The organism is Pseudoalteromonas sp. SWYJZ19, from assembly GCF_015864375.1.
GTDB lineage: Bacteria > Pseudomonadota > Gammaproteobacteria > Enterobacterales > Alteromonadaceae > Pseudoalteromonas > Pseudoalteromonas arctica.
Genome location: NZ_JADYXI010000010.1, coordinates 98568 through 115929, shown reverse-complemented (window position 1 = coordinate 115929; position 17362 = coordinate 98568). Strand labels below are relative to the sequence as shown.

11 protein-coding genes are annotated in these 17362 nt (G+C 48.2%); all 11 read right to left on the bottom strand.

Going from position 1 to position 17362, the window contains the following annotated elements; all coding sequences use genetic code 11:
* Positions 1-15: 15 nt before the first annotated feature.
* The 11 genes from I6F45_RS11735 to I6F45_RS11685 all read right to left on the bottom strand — a co-directional run bounded on the left by I6F45_RS11735 (position 16) and on the right by I6F45_RS11685 (position 17088).
* Positions 16-6741, bottom strand: coding sequence for a hypothetical protein (locus I6F45_RS11735; RefSeq protein ID WP_197160592.1), 6726 nt, complete (start codon positions 6739-6741; stop codon positions 16-18).
* Positions 6742-6814: 73 nt separating this feature from the next.
* Positions 6815-8704, bottom strand: a complete 1890-nt coding sequence (locus I6F45_RS11730; protein ID WP_197160591.1) for a hypothetical protein — start codon at positions 8702-8704, stop codon at positions 6815-6817.
* A 12-nt stretch (positions 8705-8716) separates the two neighbouring features.
* Positions 8717-9415 (bottom strand): hypothetical protein, encoded by a 699-nt coding sequence (locus I6F45_RS11725; RefSeq protein ID WP_165735027.1) that lies wholly within the window; start codon positions 9413-9415, stop codon positions 8717-8719.
* Positions 9415-9984 (bottom strand): hypothetical protein, encoded by a 570-nt coding sequence (locus I6F45_RS11720; RefSeq protein ID WP_197160590.1) that lies wholly within the window; start codon positions 9982-9984, stop codon positions 9415-9417. Before I6F45_RS11720 ends, I6F45_RS11725 begins: the two co-directional genes overlap by 1 nt.
* Position 9985: 1 nt before the next feature.
* Entirely contained in the window at positions 9986-10267 is a 282-nt protein-coding gene (locus I6F45_RS11715) for a hypothetical protein (protein WP_197160589.1), read from the bottom strand.
* A gap of 101 nt (positions 10268-10368) precedes the next feature.
* The gene (locus tag I6F45_RS11710; RefSeq protein WP_165735030.1) at positions 10369-10983 is read right to left on the bottom strand and encodes a hypothetical protein; all 615 of its coding nucleotides are present in this window, start codon (positions 10981-10983) and stop codon (positions 10369-10371) included.
* On the bottom strand, positions 10983-11648 hold the full coding sequence (locus I6F45_RS11705) for a phage adaptor protein (RefSeq protein ID WP_165735031.1): 666 nt from the start codon (positions 11646-11648) through the stop codon (positions 10983-10985). The genes I6F45_RS11710 and I6F45_RS11705 overlap by 1 nt, the downstream gene beginning before the upstream one ends.
* Positions 11649-11662: 14 nt before the next feature.
* A complete protein-coding gene (locus tag I6F45_RS11700) occupies positions 11663-12016 on the bottom strand; it encodes a hypothetical protein (RefSeq protein ID WP_197160588.1) in 354 nt (117 codons plus the stop codon).
* A 49-nt stretch (positions 12017-12065) separates the two neighbouring features.
* The gene (locus tag I6F45_RS11695; protein ID WP_165735033.1) at positions 12066-13205 is read right to left on the bottom strand and encodes a N4-gp56 family major capsid protein; all 1140 of its coding nucleotides are present in this window, start codon (positions 13203-13205) and stop codon (positions 12066-12068) included.
* Between the two features lie 742 nt (positions 13206-13947).
* Entirely contained in the window at positions 13948-14955 is a 1008-nt protein-coding gene (locus tag I6F45_RS11690; RefSeq protein ID WP_197160587.1) for a hypothetical protein, read from the bottom strand.
* Between the two features lie 3 nt (positions 14956-14958).
* Positions 14959-17088 (bottom strand): portal protein, encoded by a 2130-nt coding sequence (locus I6F45_RS11685; protein WP_197160586.1) that lies wholly within the window; start codon positions 17086-17088, stop codon positions 14959-14961.
* Positions 17089-17362 lie beyond the last annotated feature (274 nt).

Here is a 17362-nt window from a genome sequence, read left to right as displayed (position 1 = left end):
AACAGTATTACTACTTTATTTAATCAAATTCTTGACCCCCTCATTGATTGGTTGCGCAAGCCAAGGGATTTGGTTAGCAAGCGGGACAATACGGCTCGGCTGCATTTCAAGCGTAGCAACGTCCACAGCGAATTGGGCACTCGGCCCTGCTGCCGCCACAACGGGGTGATTACCATATGTAGTGCCCGCATATATTGACTCTGCCATTGTCGCAGGACCGAGAAGTCCAGTAGCCGCAAAGACAGCGCCGCCCCAATCCCCTATGTTACGTTCGCCCTGCCATTTAGGACGACCAAACGGGTATCGAATCTGTTCACGGATAGTCTCTGCAACCAACGCAAGAGGCACGGCAACCGCAGCGGTTACAGCAACAGCCATCATAGGATTGACACTGCTGTCCTTGTCCTTGAAGCCTTTTGCTAATGACTTGTGCACGTTATCGTAGAAGCCATAGAAGAACTTCTTAAGTGTGGTGACAAGCAGGAAACGTGGGTCATTCGCCACTAATGGGAGCTGAGTAGCACGCGGATTCGTAACAGCCTCATTCACAAATTGGTGAACAGCATCACGATAGCGTTTACCCGCTGGCGTATTCAGGTCGGCTTTATCCTTGAACTCCGTAACATCTTTAGCAGTAACGCCTAGCTCTTTCAAACGGGCAACACCGCTCGACCCTTCTTCAACGGCACGTATCATGTAGCGTTCAGCCGCTTTCGTTGCAATGGCGCGTGTCATCTTAGTTACATAATTCTGACCATTCAGCCTGAACACAGTGCCTTGTATCTTCTGCGACACACGGCCTGTCGATAGGTCATTCATGTTGTACATTTCTTGTAGCGAATGCTCGATAGCGTCATTGGTTATAATGTCGTAATCACGTGCCACCTTGTACATTTGCTCACGGCCTACGCTTGTCAGTACGCTTTTAGCATCCTTGAGCATTCCATCGGTATCACCACGCATACGTGCGTAAGTTGCCGCAACCTCAGGGATACTCGCTAGGCCAGTGAACCACAGAACTGTAGCCGCTTGGAAACCAAGTGCCGCAGAGTTAAGGGCGCGTAACTTAGGTGACATACTCATACCTAATCGGCCTGTAACACCTTGGTAAAGTTTAGAGAACTCGTGGCGGTTGCCCGTATGTACTTCACTCTGAATACGGTTAAACTCGCCATTAGAATCCCATTTCCCATCTACCATTGAGCCATGCGTTTTGTTCCATGCTGCCCAGCTTGTAGCCGAATTAACTAGACGTAACAAGTGGCGCGGCGCATCGGTGTCAACGAACTTACCCTCTTTCAGCTTATCGTAAAGTGGGTCGAGTACCTTACGGCCTGCTCTTGGCGGGTTCGACAGCTCTGGGCGAATAGCAAACTCAGGGTAGCCGCGACCCTCTAAAATAGACTCTAAGAGCGATTCAGGATTCTTTACATTACCTTCGCGGAGGATAGACAAAAAGCCCTCTCTATTACGCTCAATAACGTGTGTGTCTAAATGCACCTTAGAACTTACTGACTCAAACGATTTGTCGCTTTTACGGGTGTATTCATTCAGGTCTTTAAGGAATGCCTCGTACTTAGTACGTTCAGGGCTATTAACCTTGCGTATGGTGTCCTCATAGCCTTTCTGAATGGCTTTGTTGTTGCCAACATCTTTGCCTATTCTTGAGGCGTAATACTCTGTAGCGTTTCGCTGAATGGCCGTAAACTTATCTGCGCGTAGTGCTGCGTCAGGATGGATGCGTTCAAGGCGCGTACGTGTCATTTCTAACAAGCGAAACATGGATTTCTTCGCTAGGCCACGGTTACGTTTAACAACTTTCATCAGCTTACGATTAAGCTGTATCTTACGGCCTTTGCTAATATCAGTGCCCACACCAACATCATTGTCCTTGTGGCTTTTGAGTGCCAGTTCCGCTATTTCCATACGTCTTTGTGCTTCGGACAGGATAGCGGCCTTAACATCGACCCCCTCTTTTGACGCATCAGCCACCGCTTTAATACCCTTAAGGCGCTCTAATCGGTGCTTGGCCTGTACCATATCGCGGTGCACATCTGACGCATCACCGAAGTCGCCTTTATTAACGAATGGCTTGCGTGAGTTGTTACGTTCTTGACTACCTACTGCATGTAACAGGTCGCTTGGTGCATTATCTAAATCACCATGCGCGTTACGAATGGCCGCTTTACTGTGGCCTTTAACATCATCACGGCGTATTGCGTCAACAAGTGATCGCTTCATGGCGCGTCTTGCTTCGGTATGCTCCACTCTGGCGCGCTCTACTTCGGCAACCATATCATCGCCCTTGCTCTTTTTGGCAAGTTCAAAGTCTTCGCGAGCTTTGGCTGCATTCTCAGTTAGTGCCTCACGGGTAGCCGTTTCCTTTTTGCCGCTAAGGTTTTCAGTTTTACGTGTTTTGCGGATTGCGCCACGAGTGTTAGCGACTTCCGATATTTCATCACGGTTAGCGATTTCATTGTCTACACGTTCTGATTTGATCGTAAGCTCACCACCATCTTTAGCCGCTTGCTCGTAGTCTTTATCGAACACGCCCGAACGCGCATCACGAAGTATGTCATCGCCTCGTTCTTCTGAGATTTTGCCTTCATCAATTGAGCGCTGAACCAGTGTATGCACATCATCGTAAGAGACTTCATCGCGGTACACATTGCCAATATCCTCAGGCATAAGGTCAGACAGTGTGCGAGTCTTGCGCATATTGCCCTCAATACCCGACACCAACGAAACCAACTCTTTGGGCAGCAAGTCACCCACTTTTACCGCGTGTTCTGCGGTAGCGATAACGGTCTTAAGCTCTGGGGCATCCGACAGTTTTAACCCAATCTTACGAAGCAATGGCCTAACAGCACGGTCAACATGAGGCGCACGAACAACATCAACTTTTTTGTTGTACTTACGGCCTTTGTGGTAAACGTTAGCGCGTATTGCACCCATAGTTACCGACGCAAGCTTGTCGCCATTCATACGGTAAACAACGGAATCGTCGGGAATTGTGTTCATATCAAAGCTGAATACAGGTCGGCCATCAGGCAGTCTTAAATCGGCCAATGCTGAAATACCGCTAAGCACAGAGTTTGAAAGCCCATTGATAAAGTTAAGGTCTTTGCCCGACGAGTCGTTAAAATCAACATCATCTTCACGCATAGCCCAGCGCGTAACCGCATCAACATCAACGCGGATTACCTTACCACTTTCGTTATCACGTGCCATCACGCCACGGTCACTACGGTTTTGACCCGCCTCGTCACGGGCATTACGCACACGCTTATTACTGGCAAATGAGCTACGAACACTAGATATTAATCGTTCTTCGGGGCTGGCCTTAGCTAACTGGCCTATGCCGCTATCTTTCGGAAGTATGCCAATTTTTGATAGTAGAGTACCGAATGCAGATAGGTCGTCATTCTCCAAGTATTCCTTAAGCTTTTTAATCGTACCCTCTGACACATGCTTAGAGTCAGGGCGCTTCTCTTGCTCACCGAATGTAAAGGCTGGCGGCTTCTCTGAACCTTTAGCGAACTGGTTAGTCTTGTTTGAGTTCTGGTTATCAATGGCCTTGGAGTTTGCGCTTCTGCGTTTAGGTAAACGATTTCCTAGCAATAGCTCACGTTCGTTAGGTTTAACCGACTCCCGCATGAACTTGACTAAGCCACTTGCGTTTAGACCAGGCACTTTGCGAAGTAGCTGGTAAGCATCAACCGCCGCAGAGGTTCTACGAGTATAGTTTGCCGCAACTTCTAGGTCGTTTGATGTGGTGTCAATCGTGCTTTGAACATCGCCAATGCTACGTTCCGCGCCATCTTCACCACGTTCAGCATACGCTAGTTGTTGGTCGTTCCTGTCGCCAAGTTCACGGCGCGACCTATCTGCAGCAGTGTCCTCGTACATCTTATTGACGGTTTTCTTATAGGCTTCGTTGAACTCGAACTTGTCAACACGCGCTTGTAATGCATCGACTTTCTTAAGGTCATCTGGTTTGTCTTTAAAGCTGTCACGTTTGCCCAATAAGCTACGCACAACCGGTGTAAGTTTACTCGGGTCTAACGCGTCATTGTCTTTAGCATTCTTGTTGAACTGCTTTTCAGCTTCCAACAGTTTACCCATATCGCCATCACTGGCCGTACGCGTTCCCAACTCTCGCTTAAGATAATCAAGCTTACCAACAACAGTCGTAGGGGCTGGTTTGGCTTTGGCCTTAACTTCTGTTTTAGCTGTTGTGCCGTTTTCACTACTGTCCGCAATCTTAGTCAACAATGAAAGTTTGTCAGCTTCGAGTGAGCTAGTACGCTCAAGTTCATAGTGTTGACCGACCTCGTTAAGCTGCTTACGGGTAGTGGCTAACTGTGTATCGAATATATCTTTAGCGGCCTGTGTATCTTTGCCCTTACTTTGGATCACACCACGAATACGAATAGCCAGCTTGTCCTTAACATCTGACAACATAGTCATCGACTCGTCTAGTTCTTCTTTGCTTGGCTTGCGACCTTCTTTAATCCAAGTAGGCGTGCTATCTGGTACGTTCTTCTCTTTAGTCGTCGGCGCTTTGCCTTTAGGAACTTTAACCGTTGGTGCGTTATCAATGTTTTTCTCTACTTTGGACTCTTTTTTGATGCGCTCGCTATTTTTGATGCGGGCAGACTTAACCTTGGAGTAGTCACGGAACATCGCACGGCCATCGAACTTGTTAGCGTTTCGGTAGACAATGTTATTGAACTCAGGATTGATAGCACCCAACGCCCCTTTAAGCGCAACATCTGTGCCCACATCTTCGGCCATTGTTAGCTTTTCGCGTTGTTCGTCAGTCAGTTTAAGCTTACCTTCGCGTGACATACTAACGACTTTACGGAACACATTAGCAAGGGCTGCATCCCCTTTGGCCTTGTCATAACCACCCGACAACGGTGTTTTAGAACCGTAATGAGAATCGGCTGAATAGCTCGCCAGTTCTTCATCCGTAAGTGTTCCCGAGTCAACGAGTGCCCCTACCTGTTTCTCATCAAGCGGTTTGCCCTCAGGCTCAAGCATCTTACGTAATTCATCGTAGCGTTCAGTCTTAAGATTCGGCACATCGCGAGAGGTCATAGAGTCAAATTGCCCTTGGCCTACAACACCCGCATCAACATCGGCATCATCACCCGCAGCAGTTTTACGCGCCTTAGGCTTACGCTTTGCAACACGTTCAACATTCAGTTCTAACGATTCAGAACCATCGTATGCAGGCGCTTCGTTTTCAGATTCTTCTACGGTGTCATCTTTCCAGCCGTGAGCATCAACAGCTTCGCCCTCAGCATCAGCACCGCGTCTAGCTTCGTTGTAGTCACGCATGTAACCAACAGAGTTACCCAAGCTCGATGCGATACCACCGACAGCACCACCACCAATAACAGCTCGAATGCCCGCTTCAACAATATCGCGTGTTTCAAGATTCCAATCAGTGCCGCCCATTTCGGTTGCAATAACTTCATCAATCACTACTTGCGCTGTGGAGGTAGCACCTTCGATGCCTGCACCCAATGCGGCGGTATTCATAACGTCTTTTAAGCGCTTTGCAACCGATGGTTTAGCCAATGCATCAAGGACAGGTTGCGCCGCTGCCTCTGACATTCCTGTGGCTCTAAGTGATTTGCTCATAACAGCAATAAATGGAAGCGCATTAGTCGCCGCACCCACAAGGCCTGAGGCCAATGTAGAGCTGCCGTGGTCTTCATTACCCGAAGCATCAAGACGATTTTCCATCGCCCCCGCTGCCTGAGCAAAACCAGATACAGCAGGCCCCGCGTACAATCCAGCCTTAACACCCTTCATTAACGAACGCGTTGCCGTAGCGCGCATTGCACCCATTAGGCCTGCACCAACAACAGCACCCGTACCGCCTGTAGCCGCGCCGACTGCAACAGTACCCGCAGTTGCTATCGCATCAACAATAAGACCAGGAGCAGCCTCGCCCAATGTTTCAACAACATAATCTACTGCATCGCCAAAGCCTTGAACCTTATCGACTGACTCGAATTGACGCTTGTTAGCGGAGGATGCTACGCCATGTTCAAATGCAACAAGCTCACCTTCTTCTTTCCACTCGTCATTGCCAAGTGATTCACCGATATAGTTTAGCGCGCCACCTAATGCGGCTTTAGTTTCATCCGTTCCGCGATCAAATGCACGGCTAAACGTACCACGGCGGTCACGTATTTTGGGTTGGAACTCACCGCCCATCCATGATGTAAACTCATCGTTTGTGTCGCGAAGCTCTTGGCCTACAGCGTTCATATCTGTGTTGCTGGTAGACTCGTAACCGAGTGCGCGACGCGTAATACCTGTTAGTGACGCTTGCATAGAATCAGCATCTTGAGTTGGCATTGCCGCCCCCGAACGTACTAAATCACCCGCAACGTCTAGGCCGTTCTTGTCACGAAACGTAGAGATTTTACGCCCATATGCCCCGCGTTCACCGCCAGCATCTACGTAGCCGCCATCGTCAATAATGCTCTGCGACAATTCTTGTTCTAGCCCCGCATTAATATTTGAGTCGCTACGCCAATCATGCTCACGTTCAACGCTGTTAAAGCCTTTAGCACGTGCATCTTTTTCGCCACCAATGCCGCCACTGTCGCCATCGCGCAGCTCAATATCGCGTTTATCTGTATTGGCCTGTTGTTCTGCCAATGCTCTATCACCATCATTTGGTTCAAGTAACCTAGCCATTAACTCGTCTTCGTTCATACAAAAAATCCCTAACATTTAACTGTTAGGGATTTTATCACACTACTACTTGGTTACTTTAACAGTATTACTACTAAAGGTTGTCGGAAGTAAAACCTGTATCAAACAGTTTTTGACGTTCTTCATTCCAGTCTAAGCCCTTTTCCTTTGCGGCATCTGAATATCTCATTAGCTTTTTATCATACGCATTACGCACCTCACGAAGCGAACGGCCTGAGTTCTTAGACGCGCCTAAAATCGTCTGTGCCGCGTTTGGCTTGAACTTACCCAATGCTGTATTGATAAATGGTAGAACAGTCTCAGCAGACAGGTTGTTGTCCTCTCCTTTATTTGCCAAGAACGAACGAACACCCTCATTGAACATAGCGCCGAACTTAGGGTCTTTCATCTGGTCAATGCTGAACGTTTCGCTACCCATAAGGCTTGTTGCCAACGCTTTAACACGGCCACGAACACCCGCAGCTTGTTGTCCTTTAAGCCCCATTCGACCACTATACCAATCAGCAATATTAGAACCTTCATCCTGTAGGAACTTCAACGCATCATTTCGGCGCTTAACATCGCTTTTATAATTCTTACCCGCTAAGTCAACATACTTGCGCTGGGCATCAAAGCGTTTTGCTTCGGCTGTTGCTACGGCCGCTTGACCTCTGGCCTCTGCCACATCAAGTGCCACATTATGCTTGTCCAATTCCATCTTAGACACACGCATATCGCCCGTTTCCATGTAGTTACGCATCTGACCTTCGTCAATGTTATTAGTAAGGTAAAGCTCACCCACAACAGCAGCACGTTTACGGCGAGTTGCATACTTTTCATGAATGGCTTGCATACGCGTTTCAGCATCATCGGACTGCAACACAGGCTTAAGCTCTGCTCTGGCCTTAAGCGGTGGTGAACCCATGCTCTCTACCGTTTCTTTGGTGTCCACAAGATCATCGACACCCTCAGGCGTTTCTACTTTATTGCTAGGGAGTATCTTAACCTCGCCCTTTTTCTCGATACTAGCTTTAGCATTTTTGCCCATAACGAATTGGTTGGCCGTCTTCTTAACCGTATCACCAAAGCCACGTTCCTTAGCGCCATCAGACAACCAGTTACCCGCTTCCATGATTTTTCTAGCACCCGCTGCGCCTTTGTTATACATCTGTTCGAGGCCAACAAACACACTCTCTGCCATCTTACGCTGCACGAAACCTATCGGGTTCGCCAAGTCGCTAGCTGTTACAGAACCATCGCCCTCAGGCTTAACAGTTGGCGCACCTTCGCCCGCATTGATAGGCACATCACTGTCAGGTGAAGTCTGCTTACCTTTCAACAGTCCATGAGACTTAAGGTTAGACATAAACTCCGATTCACTGGCTTCACGAATGTTGCCATTTTCATCTGAGGTAAAGCCTGCACGGATATAGGCCGAATGGTTTTCAGGTTCAACGCCATTCTTTTCAGCAATATCAATACTGCGCTGTGCATGTTCCTGTAGGCGCGGTAAGTCTTCGTTCTTGGCACGAAGCGGCTTACTCTTGTCATCGTTTGGGTTTGACGTTAGCTGCGTTTGTTCCCCATTATCTTTTAGAACACCAAATGAAGTCGTGCCATCGCCATTGTCTACAGGGGTAATTTCGTCACCACTGCGGCTAACAGAGCGAGACAAACGCTGGTTGCGCTGAATTGCGGCCTGTTCCTGCGCATCAATATCACCCGATATACTGTCTACATAAGACTGACGCGCCTGCTTAGATTGGTCACGCTCAGCTACCTTGTTGTCGTACTCGTCCGTCTGTCTGTTGAACAACGTTTCCGAACGGTTGTCAGCAATAGCTTGTCGTGACGAACGTTCTTCATCTAATTTTGCTTGTCGGTTACGCGCGTACGTCTTATCTTTCTGACGCTCGGTGTAATCCGCGTACTGCCCAATTGCATTAATGATGGCTGTGCCATCGTGCATGCCATATCCTGCCATGATCATTCCTTATTAGTTACTGATAGCGCCGCCTGCCGCACCACCAAGAGAAGCACCCGCAGCTGCACCCATAGGCCCACCTACAAAGCCACCAATAACGCCGCCTGCCACTGCGCCAACCTGTGTCATAAATCCACCTTTAGCAGATTTATACGCTGCGTCACGTTGCTGCTTAGCTTGGTATGCTTGTGACATAGAGGCCGTGCCCGTCGCTTGCAACTGCTCACCAATACTCATTAGCTGTGTACGGGCTGCTTGTTGTTTAACGCGTTGGTCTTCATGCGCTTGGGTCATAACAGCGCTTCGAGCTGTCGCAACACCTCTTGTTTGTGTCCGATCCATTGCGCTACTTTGCGATGCTAGTTGGCCGCTCATGCTGTAACCCAATTGGCGATCAACAGTATTCGCCGTCTTCTCGCCTAGGCCATCGCTTAGCTTGCGTGACGTATCAACGATTGACGTACTTTTCGACTCGTCTACAAGGTCATCAACAACGGGCAATGTGTTCTGCTCATAGTCAAGGACTTGCTGGCGGTACATATCCTCAAGCGAGTCTTCATACGACTTTTCATCAAGCTTTGCGTCGGCGGCTCGTTGCACCATTCCAATTTTGCCCGGACCATATGTTTTCTCTTGTTTGGCGAGCGCAACAGTTTGCGAATTAGATGGCGTAATAGCCCCACTAGTCGTCGTCTGCTTTACAGTAGGCATTATGTAGTTCTCCCCATCTCGTCATAGTTTGAGGCAGATAGCGGGCTGAAAATTGACACCTCACCACCGATTTCCTCTTTGTTTTTCTCATCGAAACCATCCGAACGGGCATAGGCCGAAGTCGCCGCCACGCCGATATCTAGGAATGCTTGTGTCTTCTTATTAGAGTCCGTGAAATCACTTAACGAACGTTGCTGACCCACTGCTGCCATGCTACGTGCCACGCGCGCTGTGCTTGAGGTATCTTGACGAACAATATCGCCCTCAGTGCCATAAGAACGCCCGCCTTTGCCCGTTGCAGAAATGCCAGTAGACTGCACATCAACGCCACCATCAACAGTCTTGAACTCGCCACCTGAGCGTGATTTATTAAGGCGTGTACGACTAATGCTGGCGGACTCTGCACCAACGCGGGACATAAGGTTAGAACGCTCGTCACGGCGGTTTGAGGCCATGAACGCATCACGCGACCCCTCTTTTACGGTTGTTCCTTCCTCGAACATCTTGCTTGCAAGCTTGACCTGCATTTTCTCCCCCTCAGGGGTGGTGGGCTTATCTGGACTAGACATTTCAAAACTCCATAGCATACGTCTTTGATTCAACGTGGAAACCTACTTGCGCTGCCACGCGACCCCAACCTTCTCTTGGGCTGGTGAAAGTCAGTTTACTACACCCCAACTGTTTGACATAGCTAGTAGTAGCACTAATAACATCAGGCCATGAATCAAGGTGGCCTTTCAACGAAGCCGCACATAAAACGTGACACGTATTCTCAGACCATTGGGCAATTAGGAACGCATCTTCCCCCACTAAGTGTAAAGTAGCTGCACCAACGAGTAACAGACGTTCCACCTCATGCTCAGGGTAGCCCCCGAACTCACGATAAAGCCGCTCAATGAACGGCTTAATTGTAGGGAAAACCCTTGCTATGTCTTCAACACTGAATGGATCACTTACCATGAAAATCCTGTATTAAACTGCACCGAACGTTTCGGGCGACTGCGGTCATCACGTGCCTCACGCTTAGCCTTGTCGATACCTTCGCGAAAGTGCATTTCGTACGTTGCGGCCGCTCGGCTGTTAGCCCAAGTAGCATCTGGCATCGACAGTAAACGGGCAATAGCTCCGCGCCTTATAACATCAAACCATTTGTCAGCTAACGAGTCGGGTACGCTTTCTATGTTTCGGGTGGGCTGCACAACAACCGATACCTCAAGCGTACCCTTTTCAAACGCGTCTAAAATGATAGTGTTACCACTGTGCGAGAATGACCCCACACGGTTTGTTTTACTGATACGGTGAGCTAGTTCACTCACAAGCTTAAAACGGTCACTACGACCCTCAGGCTCGAAATAAGCGAACTTCGTTGACGCTACATAAGTCTCCTCAGGTAACATTTGAAGTGCCGCAGTGTCCTCTACAAGTTTAATGCGCTCGGTATGTAACCACACTTCCGAAGTCCTAAAAAACTCTTGCAGGGCATAACGTACCTGTCGCGCCACTGTAGGGTCTAACGGCTCTGAAACGTCCATGCGGATACTGTCTACCCATTCTTGGACGTTAGCCATTAACGAGCCCCTATTGGATCACGTGTCACACCATTGTCGCTTTCCATGCTAGCTTGTGTGTCACCAATTTGAGCCGTAAACACATTGTAGTAACTTTGCGCGCGAGCCTGCATTCCTTCCGATTCAGTGAACTTACCGAACGCACGATGCAAAATGTAGTTAGCTACACAAGCGGCGTACATCGTAGGTAATGGGAACGGTTCATCAAGTGATAAAACCTCTGCTGGCGTAGTGCCAATAACCATCATTAAACCATTCTCACCAATTGTAGGTGGGTACACATAGAAAGTTCGTGGGTCAGTAAGGCTTACACTGTAGCGGAAGACTGTTAGCGTTTTAGTAGCGGCCATCCAGTTAGGGTCTTCGTTATCCAGTGTAGCGCGTTCGACACGACGAACTGAGCGACCTTCATCTTCACCCACCATATTACAAACAACTTCTAGCACACGCGATGCGCCAAGCGCCGCTACACTCTGTTTAGAGCCCGCGCTTAAGTTAAAGGTTTCAGTGCTGCTGCATGATTCAGGACGTACACGGGCAATCTCGGCACAAGCTTCGTTAAACCATTGGATTAACTCAGGGTCACGCCATTGAACACCGCCCTCGTCAATATCACGTAAAAGTACACGGACGCGGTTTGTTAGTATTGTTCCTACGGTTAACATGACGTTTTTCCCTATTACTCAGATGCTTTAGTAGCTGCGTTCGCGGCACGTGTTGCTGCGGATTTCTTAGCTGCTTCACTTGCTTTAGCTTTTTTTGCGGCTTCTTCTAACGCTTTCGTCTGTTCCGTTGCGGCTTCCACTTCTGCTTTAGCCTCAGCGTCTTTATGAGACTGAATCACAGATGCAAGCTCGGCTTCACGCTCCGCAATATCTATAATGTCATCAAGTGGCACTAGGCCTGCGCGAATTGCATCTTCTTCAAGGTGTTGTGGAACGCTGCGTTCTTCGCCAGATTTAAAACGGATAACATGGCCGCCAATGCGGGCAGTTACACGGATAGTGTCGCGAGTAAAGTTTTTCAATTTCATGTTTTTGTCTCTTTAGAGGTCGGGGGTAATCGTCACCACCCCCTGCAAATTAGATCGCGAAGTCGATACGTAGAACGCCGTAATCTTGTTTAACAGCACGGTCAGCAGTCTTCTTAGCATCTTTGAACTGCATTTTCTTCATACCGAAGATTTTGCCGTACGCGATACCGAAGTTGTTACCGTAATCGAAATGGTCTCGTTCATCCCATGAAGGGCTATCAAGGTCAATAAAGCCGAGTGCTTGAGCGCCACATAGTAAGCCCATGCAACCCTCAACAGTGCCAGCCGCACCCCATTTAGAACCCGAAGCAACACCAAGCGTAGTTGGTACATGACGGAACTCATGGATGTGTAGGCCATCAACAATGTAAGACTCGCCGCCAGCAAACAATGTGTTACTGTCGCCACGAACGCCCGCATGACGCGCATTCTCTTTGAAATCAGGGTCTAATTTCAGTGCAGCAAGTGCCATTGGGTGTAGGAACAAGTGGTAAACTTCTGAACCGCCAGTGCCACGAATACCACGAATGTAACGAGTCTTAGCAATCGCTTGTAAACGTACAATGTGGTCGTAGCCTAGTTTGTCTTGGGCAGTAATAGCAGTCGTGTCACTTTCAGTAACTTGGCCGCCTTTAATACACATAAGGTGACGCTCAGACGTTGAGGCAAGGCCGCCATCAGTGTTGAACGCTAAGTCAGACAAGTTGTCATCATTAGAGCCCTGACCAGGACGTACTCGACCATCATTCGTTTGCGCGAAATCTAGGCCAGCTAGTTGTAGGAATGTCATCTGATCTAAACGGTCTGATAACCAGTAAGATAGCTGGTCACGCGCTTGTTCACGGAAGTTAACAACCGTTTTCTGGTCGTTCATTTTACCCGTGTTCTTCACTGCGTTACGTAATTGGTCAACTTCAACTTTGTCTTGATGCGCAGTTAATGTTGATTCGTTACCGGTCAGCTCGTTGTCACCAACAATACCGTCGCCGTGCATATCTGGAACAAGGGTTACAACTGCTTCTGTACCACGTTCTGATTTAGTCAGCTCCGTAATACGTTGGATCATTGCGTTTTGACCCGAACCCATGAACTTAGACACGAACATCTTGTCGCGTGCTTGATGCCACGTATCACGTGACCATACTTTTTTAGCGTCATCATCTAACGCTGAGAAATTAGTTTTTGCCATTACAGTGCATATCCTTCGTTAGTCCCTGAGCCGTTGGCTTGTTGCGAAACGACAAACAGAGGACTTAATAAATCCAAGTGTTTTGAGTCGTCCCGTAACGTGGGTCTATCGAAATGTATGCACGGCATGACTGAGCTGTGGGGCAGGATTGATTTACAAGGTATCACCTTGAATACGCTTCAATAGTAGCAACACTACTGAGATATGTAAACAGTATCACTACTAATCAAGGGTTTATTTTCGGATAGAGTGGACATGCGTAAATGCCTCTATATACTGGCCGTTCGAAAATTTAGGGATATACACAATGGACAAAACATCAAAAATAACAATGCTAGTCTGCGTAAGTCTGTCAGTCGCGTTCGTTTCATGGAGGACTTACATAAACTATGTGGCACGCAATCTGCCAATACCAGACGGTGTTTACATAACGCCAAAATGGGATGAAGCTGCCGTGTGCGAAGAGGCTGCCCGCCTTACGATACGGTACACAGCGAGCAAGCGAGCCAAGGCTATTCGTGCTGCGACATGCAGCCTAGTTGAGCTGAACGGTAGGATGGGCTACCCCGCCGAGAGTTTTAAACCTTACGCCGTAAACTTTTCAAATGGTACATCAGTGCGCGTATTCCTGAACGACAGTGGAAACCTAGCAATGATGGGGGTTTCAGAGCGTGGGCAGGTTCCCGAATGGACAAACTTACCACCAAAGAAAAGCCAACCTTAAGGTTGGCTCTAGCAGAGGTTAAGCGATGTAGTCGCCACGTGCGGTGGCTAACGCTTCTTTGCTCAGTTTCCCGAACTCTTCATCCCCTAATCGCGAAATATCCACCTTAGGGCGGCTACTTCCACCTGACCCCCCTAACTTGCCACGTTCTTTTTTAGCAGCATCTAGTTTAGCTTTGCTGTTTAATCGCTTAGCAGGCTTAGCCATATCGGCCTTAGGCTTAGCTGTACGGTCTTTTAAGCCGTTCTCTAACGCAACTAGACGTACTGACTTCTTAAGCGCGTCAGATGGTGATAAGCCACGTTCAACGTACAGGTCGCGCATTTCAACAACTTCTTCAATCAAGCCATCGTCCGAATCATCGCCCGCACTATCTAATTCAGGATATTGAACCGATAAATCAGTAGCCGTTTTAACCAGTTCAGCAGTCGCACGGTCTTGGTTAATCTCACTGCGAACACGGTCTGCAACGTCTTTTTCAGTAAGGCTTTGAGCCGCTTGGTTCTGGCTGCTCATCATCTTGCCAAATATCTCGAATGCCTTGTCTGTCTCGCCATCAAGCATTGCTTCCTGCATACCTTCAAATTCTTCACGCGAAATACCTGTAGCCTCAGGTTCAGGCACTTTAGTCTCTGGCGGTGCAACCTCTGGCGCTTTGCGAAGTTCGGCCAGTTGGGTCTCTAACGCACGACGCTTTGAGATTTCTTTGTTCAAACGGTCGAGTGGCACTTGGCGCTTGTTCTTGCCCTTCGCTGGCTTTTCTTCTGGCGCATCTTCTTCTGGCGCGTCTTCTTCTGGCGCGTCTTCTTCTGGCGCGTCTTCTTCTGGCTCGTCTTCTTCTGGCTCGTCTTCTTCTGCCGCATCTTCTTCTGGCTCGTCTTCTTCTAGCTCGTCCAGTTCTTCTTCGGGTTCATCAGCAGGCGCGTCATCTTCATCTACGAAGTCGCCGCGCTCAGCAGGAGTTGGTGGAATGTAATCATCAACGATTACAGATGTTGCGTCTAAGCCGTTATGGTTTGCAGCCATTTATTAGTTACCCTTCTTATTGCTTTTAGTAGTGTTACTGCTATCTTTATCCGAGGCAGTATACGCCATATCCATAGATTTCATAGCGATTTGGCTAGAAATACGTTTGTCATTCATAGCGTTCTGATTCTGGTGTCCTCTAGCGGCCAGTGCGATGCGTAGAGAAAGCTCTTGCTCTTTCGTTGCACGTTCTTGTTCTAAGCGTTTAAGTTCCATCTGCGCTTGATTAAAGCCCATCAGAGAGTCAGCTTTAGCCATCTTCTCTTTAGCTGTAGCCAATGCCACTTCAATGTCAGCATCCGTCTTCTCAAGTTCTTTACGAAGCATGTTGATTTGGTGTTCGACTTGCATTTCTTCGAGTGCTGCTTGTTCTTCGGTAGGTTCGCCAAAGCCTTGACTCTGCTTAAGGAACTCAGCAAGTTCGCCGCGTTTAGTAAGGTTAGAGTGCTGAACGATAACATGGTCAGGAATAGCGACACCCATTTCACGTAAGCGCAGAGCTTCTTCAAACTCTTGGTCAGCCATTGTGCCGCCAGAAGGTCTAAAGCTAATATCAACCTCGTAATCGCCAACGGTAACATCGTTGAGAATATTGCCATCTTCCTCAGGAACATTGATACCCACGTCGTCCGTACGTTCTTCACCAGCCATTATGCTGTTACCCGTCACCTTAAAGTAACGAGTCTCGCTATAGAAGTCCTGTACCAACTCAAGCACTTTCTTACCCACTCTGCGGCGGGCACGTTTCAAGTTACTTACGATAACAGATACTTGAACTTGACCACGACCCACAGCGGCCTCTTGCGCACGGCCTGATTGGTCAGCGCGAGCCGTACCCAACATTGACGCATTCACTGCCGATATTTCACGGATAGTAGCTGCCGCTTTTTGCGAAATACGGTCAATACCTGTAGGGATTTGGTTAGGCTGAATCTTGTCTGGTTTTTCGTAGCCACGTTTGTACTGTAGCACTAGGCCTGTCTCAGCACCGCGTTCCTCAAGGTCTTCGGCCTCCATATCCACAAGCGAGTCTTCTTGGATAACCCAACCACTATTTGCTGTCGTGTTAACGATGTGCAATTCCTGCGAGCTTGTCTTGTTCAACAAGTTCTGTGGGTCGATTAGGTTATCAACAGGACCGAATGGGTGGCCTCGTCTAAAGTACGCGAAGAACGGTACGATTGTGAACGAGCGGTAGATAGACCAATCATCATGCAGCACAATGTCATCAGCCGTTGTGGTCATACGAACGCGTCGGCCTTTGCGCTTAACTAGGTCTAGGCCATAATGCTCAGCAAAAGTTTCGCGTTCTTCTTTACTCGTGCCATAAGGAACAGGACGCATGTTACCCGTTACCATATCAACAAAGTGGAACTGTTCTGACACGCGATAGTGCTGGCGCTCAACTACACGGACACGGCGCAGTTCTCGGCTATCACTTTCATCAAGAGTTGATGTACGGTCAGCGCCACCGAATGTATGCTCAAAATATTCGAAATTATCGTCCGTGTTAAAGCTGTTGGTATCGACCAAGCGTTCTAGGCCTTCTACCTTTTCCCAGCCATACTCAGCACCGATTTCATCAAGCGTAAGCCAACGTGATATAAAGCATTCGTTCCACGTTGAAGGGTCAGCGTTCTTGGCTTCACCATCAGGAATAATATCAATCGGGTCTTCCGAAGTAATCTGTACCTCACCCTGCAAGTTCTTCTCGAAGTTCATGCGTACATCGTAATAGCCACGACCAGAGATTAGGCCATCGGCAAACACATCTTCTTCACTGTCATCAAAGTTGTTTGTGGCGAGAATATTGCGGGTAATAGCATTCAACGCAAACGCAGTGTCTTCATCACCGTAGTCATTAGGTCGGTAAACGACTTCCAATTTACGTTCGAGTTGTTCACCAATAATAGCGTTGACCGTAGATAGGATCATATTCAGTGTGAGCGCTGGACGACCTTCCGCATCTAAACGCGCTTTGTCTTCCTTGTCCCACTGTTCACCAGCATAGAACTGGTTATTACGGACTGCACGGGCAATGAACTCTTTGTGCTTAGTATTGTTCGCCTCCTCAAATCGAGTTTGATTATCACGAGCGACCGTACGGGAATCTACTTTCTTCTTCTTGCTCATTAGCGATCCAATCTATCGGTGAGACGCTCTATAGCGTAAGTAAGCGCGTTAAGCGTGGTGTCTAGCTTCGCACTATCTATCTCAAGTGTGCGAATGCTAGTGTTATTATTTCGTAGCTGCTCTTTGATAGGGACGACTACGACGGTGTGCCACAGTCCCACGATGGCAGCGAATACAGCACCTAGTGCAATAAACATCTTTATGTTTTCAGCGTCCAAGTTGCGACCTGTTATTATTATTTACTGTTTACTAATAATAACAGTAGCACTACTAT

What these genes read in the sequence shown, in the direction of transcription:
- I6F45_RS11735 (WP_197160592.1), bottom strand. Translation starts at nt 6,741, where the DNA reads ATGAACGAAGACGAGTTAATGGCTAGGTTACTTGAACCAAATGATGGT.
- I6F45_RS11730 (WP_197160591.1), bottom strand. Translation starts at nt 8,704, where the DNA reads ATGGCAGGATATGGCATGCACGATGGCACAGCCATCATTAATGCAATT.
- I6F45_RS11725 (WP_165735027.1), bottom strand. Translation starts at nt 9,415, where the DNA reads ATGCCTACTGTAAAGCAGACGACGACTAGTGGGGCTATTACGCCATCT.
- I6F45_RS11720 (WP_197160590.1), bottom strand. Translation starts at nt 9,984, where the DNA reads ATGTCTAGTCCAGATAAGCCCACCACCCCTGAGGGGGAGAAAATGCAG.
- I6F45_RS11710 (WP_165735030.1), bottom strand. Translation starts at nt 10,983, where the DNA reads ATGGCTAACGTCCAAGAATGGGTAGACAGTATCCGCATGGACGTTTCA.
- I6F45_RS11705 (WP_165735031.1), bottom strand. Translation starts at nt 11,648, where the DNA reads ATGTTAACCGTAGGAACAATACTAACAAACCGCGTCCGTGTACTTTTA.
- I6F45_RS11700 (WP_197160588.1), bottom strand. Translation starts at nt 12,016, where the DNA reads ATGAAATTGAAAAACTTTACTCGCGACACTATCCGTGTAACTGCCCGC.
- I6F45_RS11695 (WP_165735033.1), bottom strand. Translation starts at nt 13,205, where the DNA reads ATGGCAAAAACTAATTTCTCAGCGTTAGATGATGACGCTAAAAAAGTA.
- I6F45_RS11690 (WP_197160587.1), bottom strand. Translation starts at nt 14,955, where the DNA reads ATGGCTGCAAACCATAACGGCTTAGACGCAACATCTGTAATCGTTGAT.
- I6F45_RS11685 (WP_197160586.1), bottom strand. Translation starts at nt 17,088, where the DNA reads ATGAGCAAGAAGAAGAAAGTAGATTCCCGTACGGTCGCTCGTGATAAT.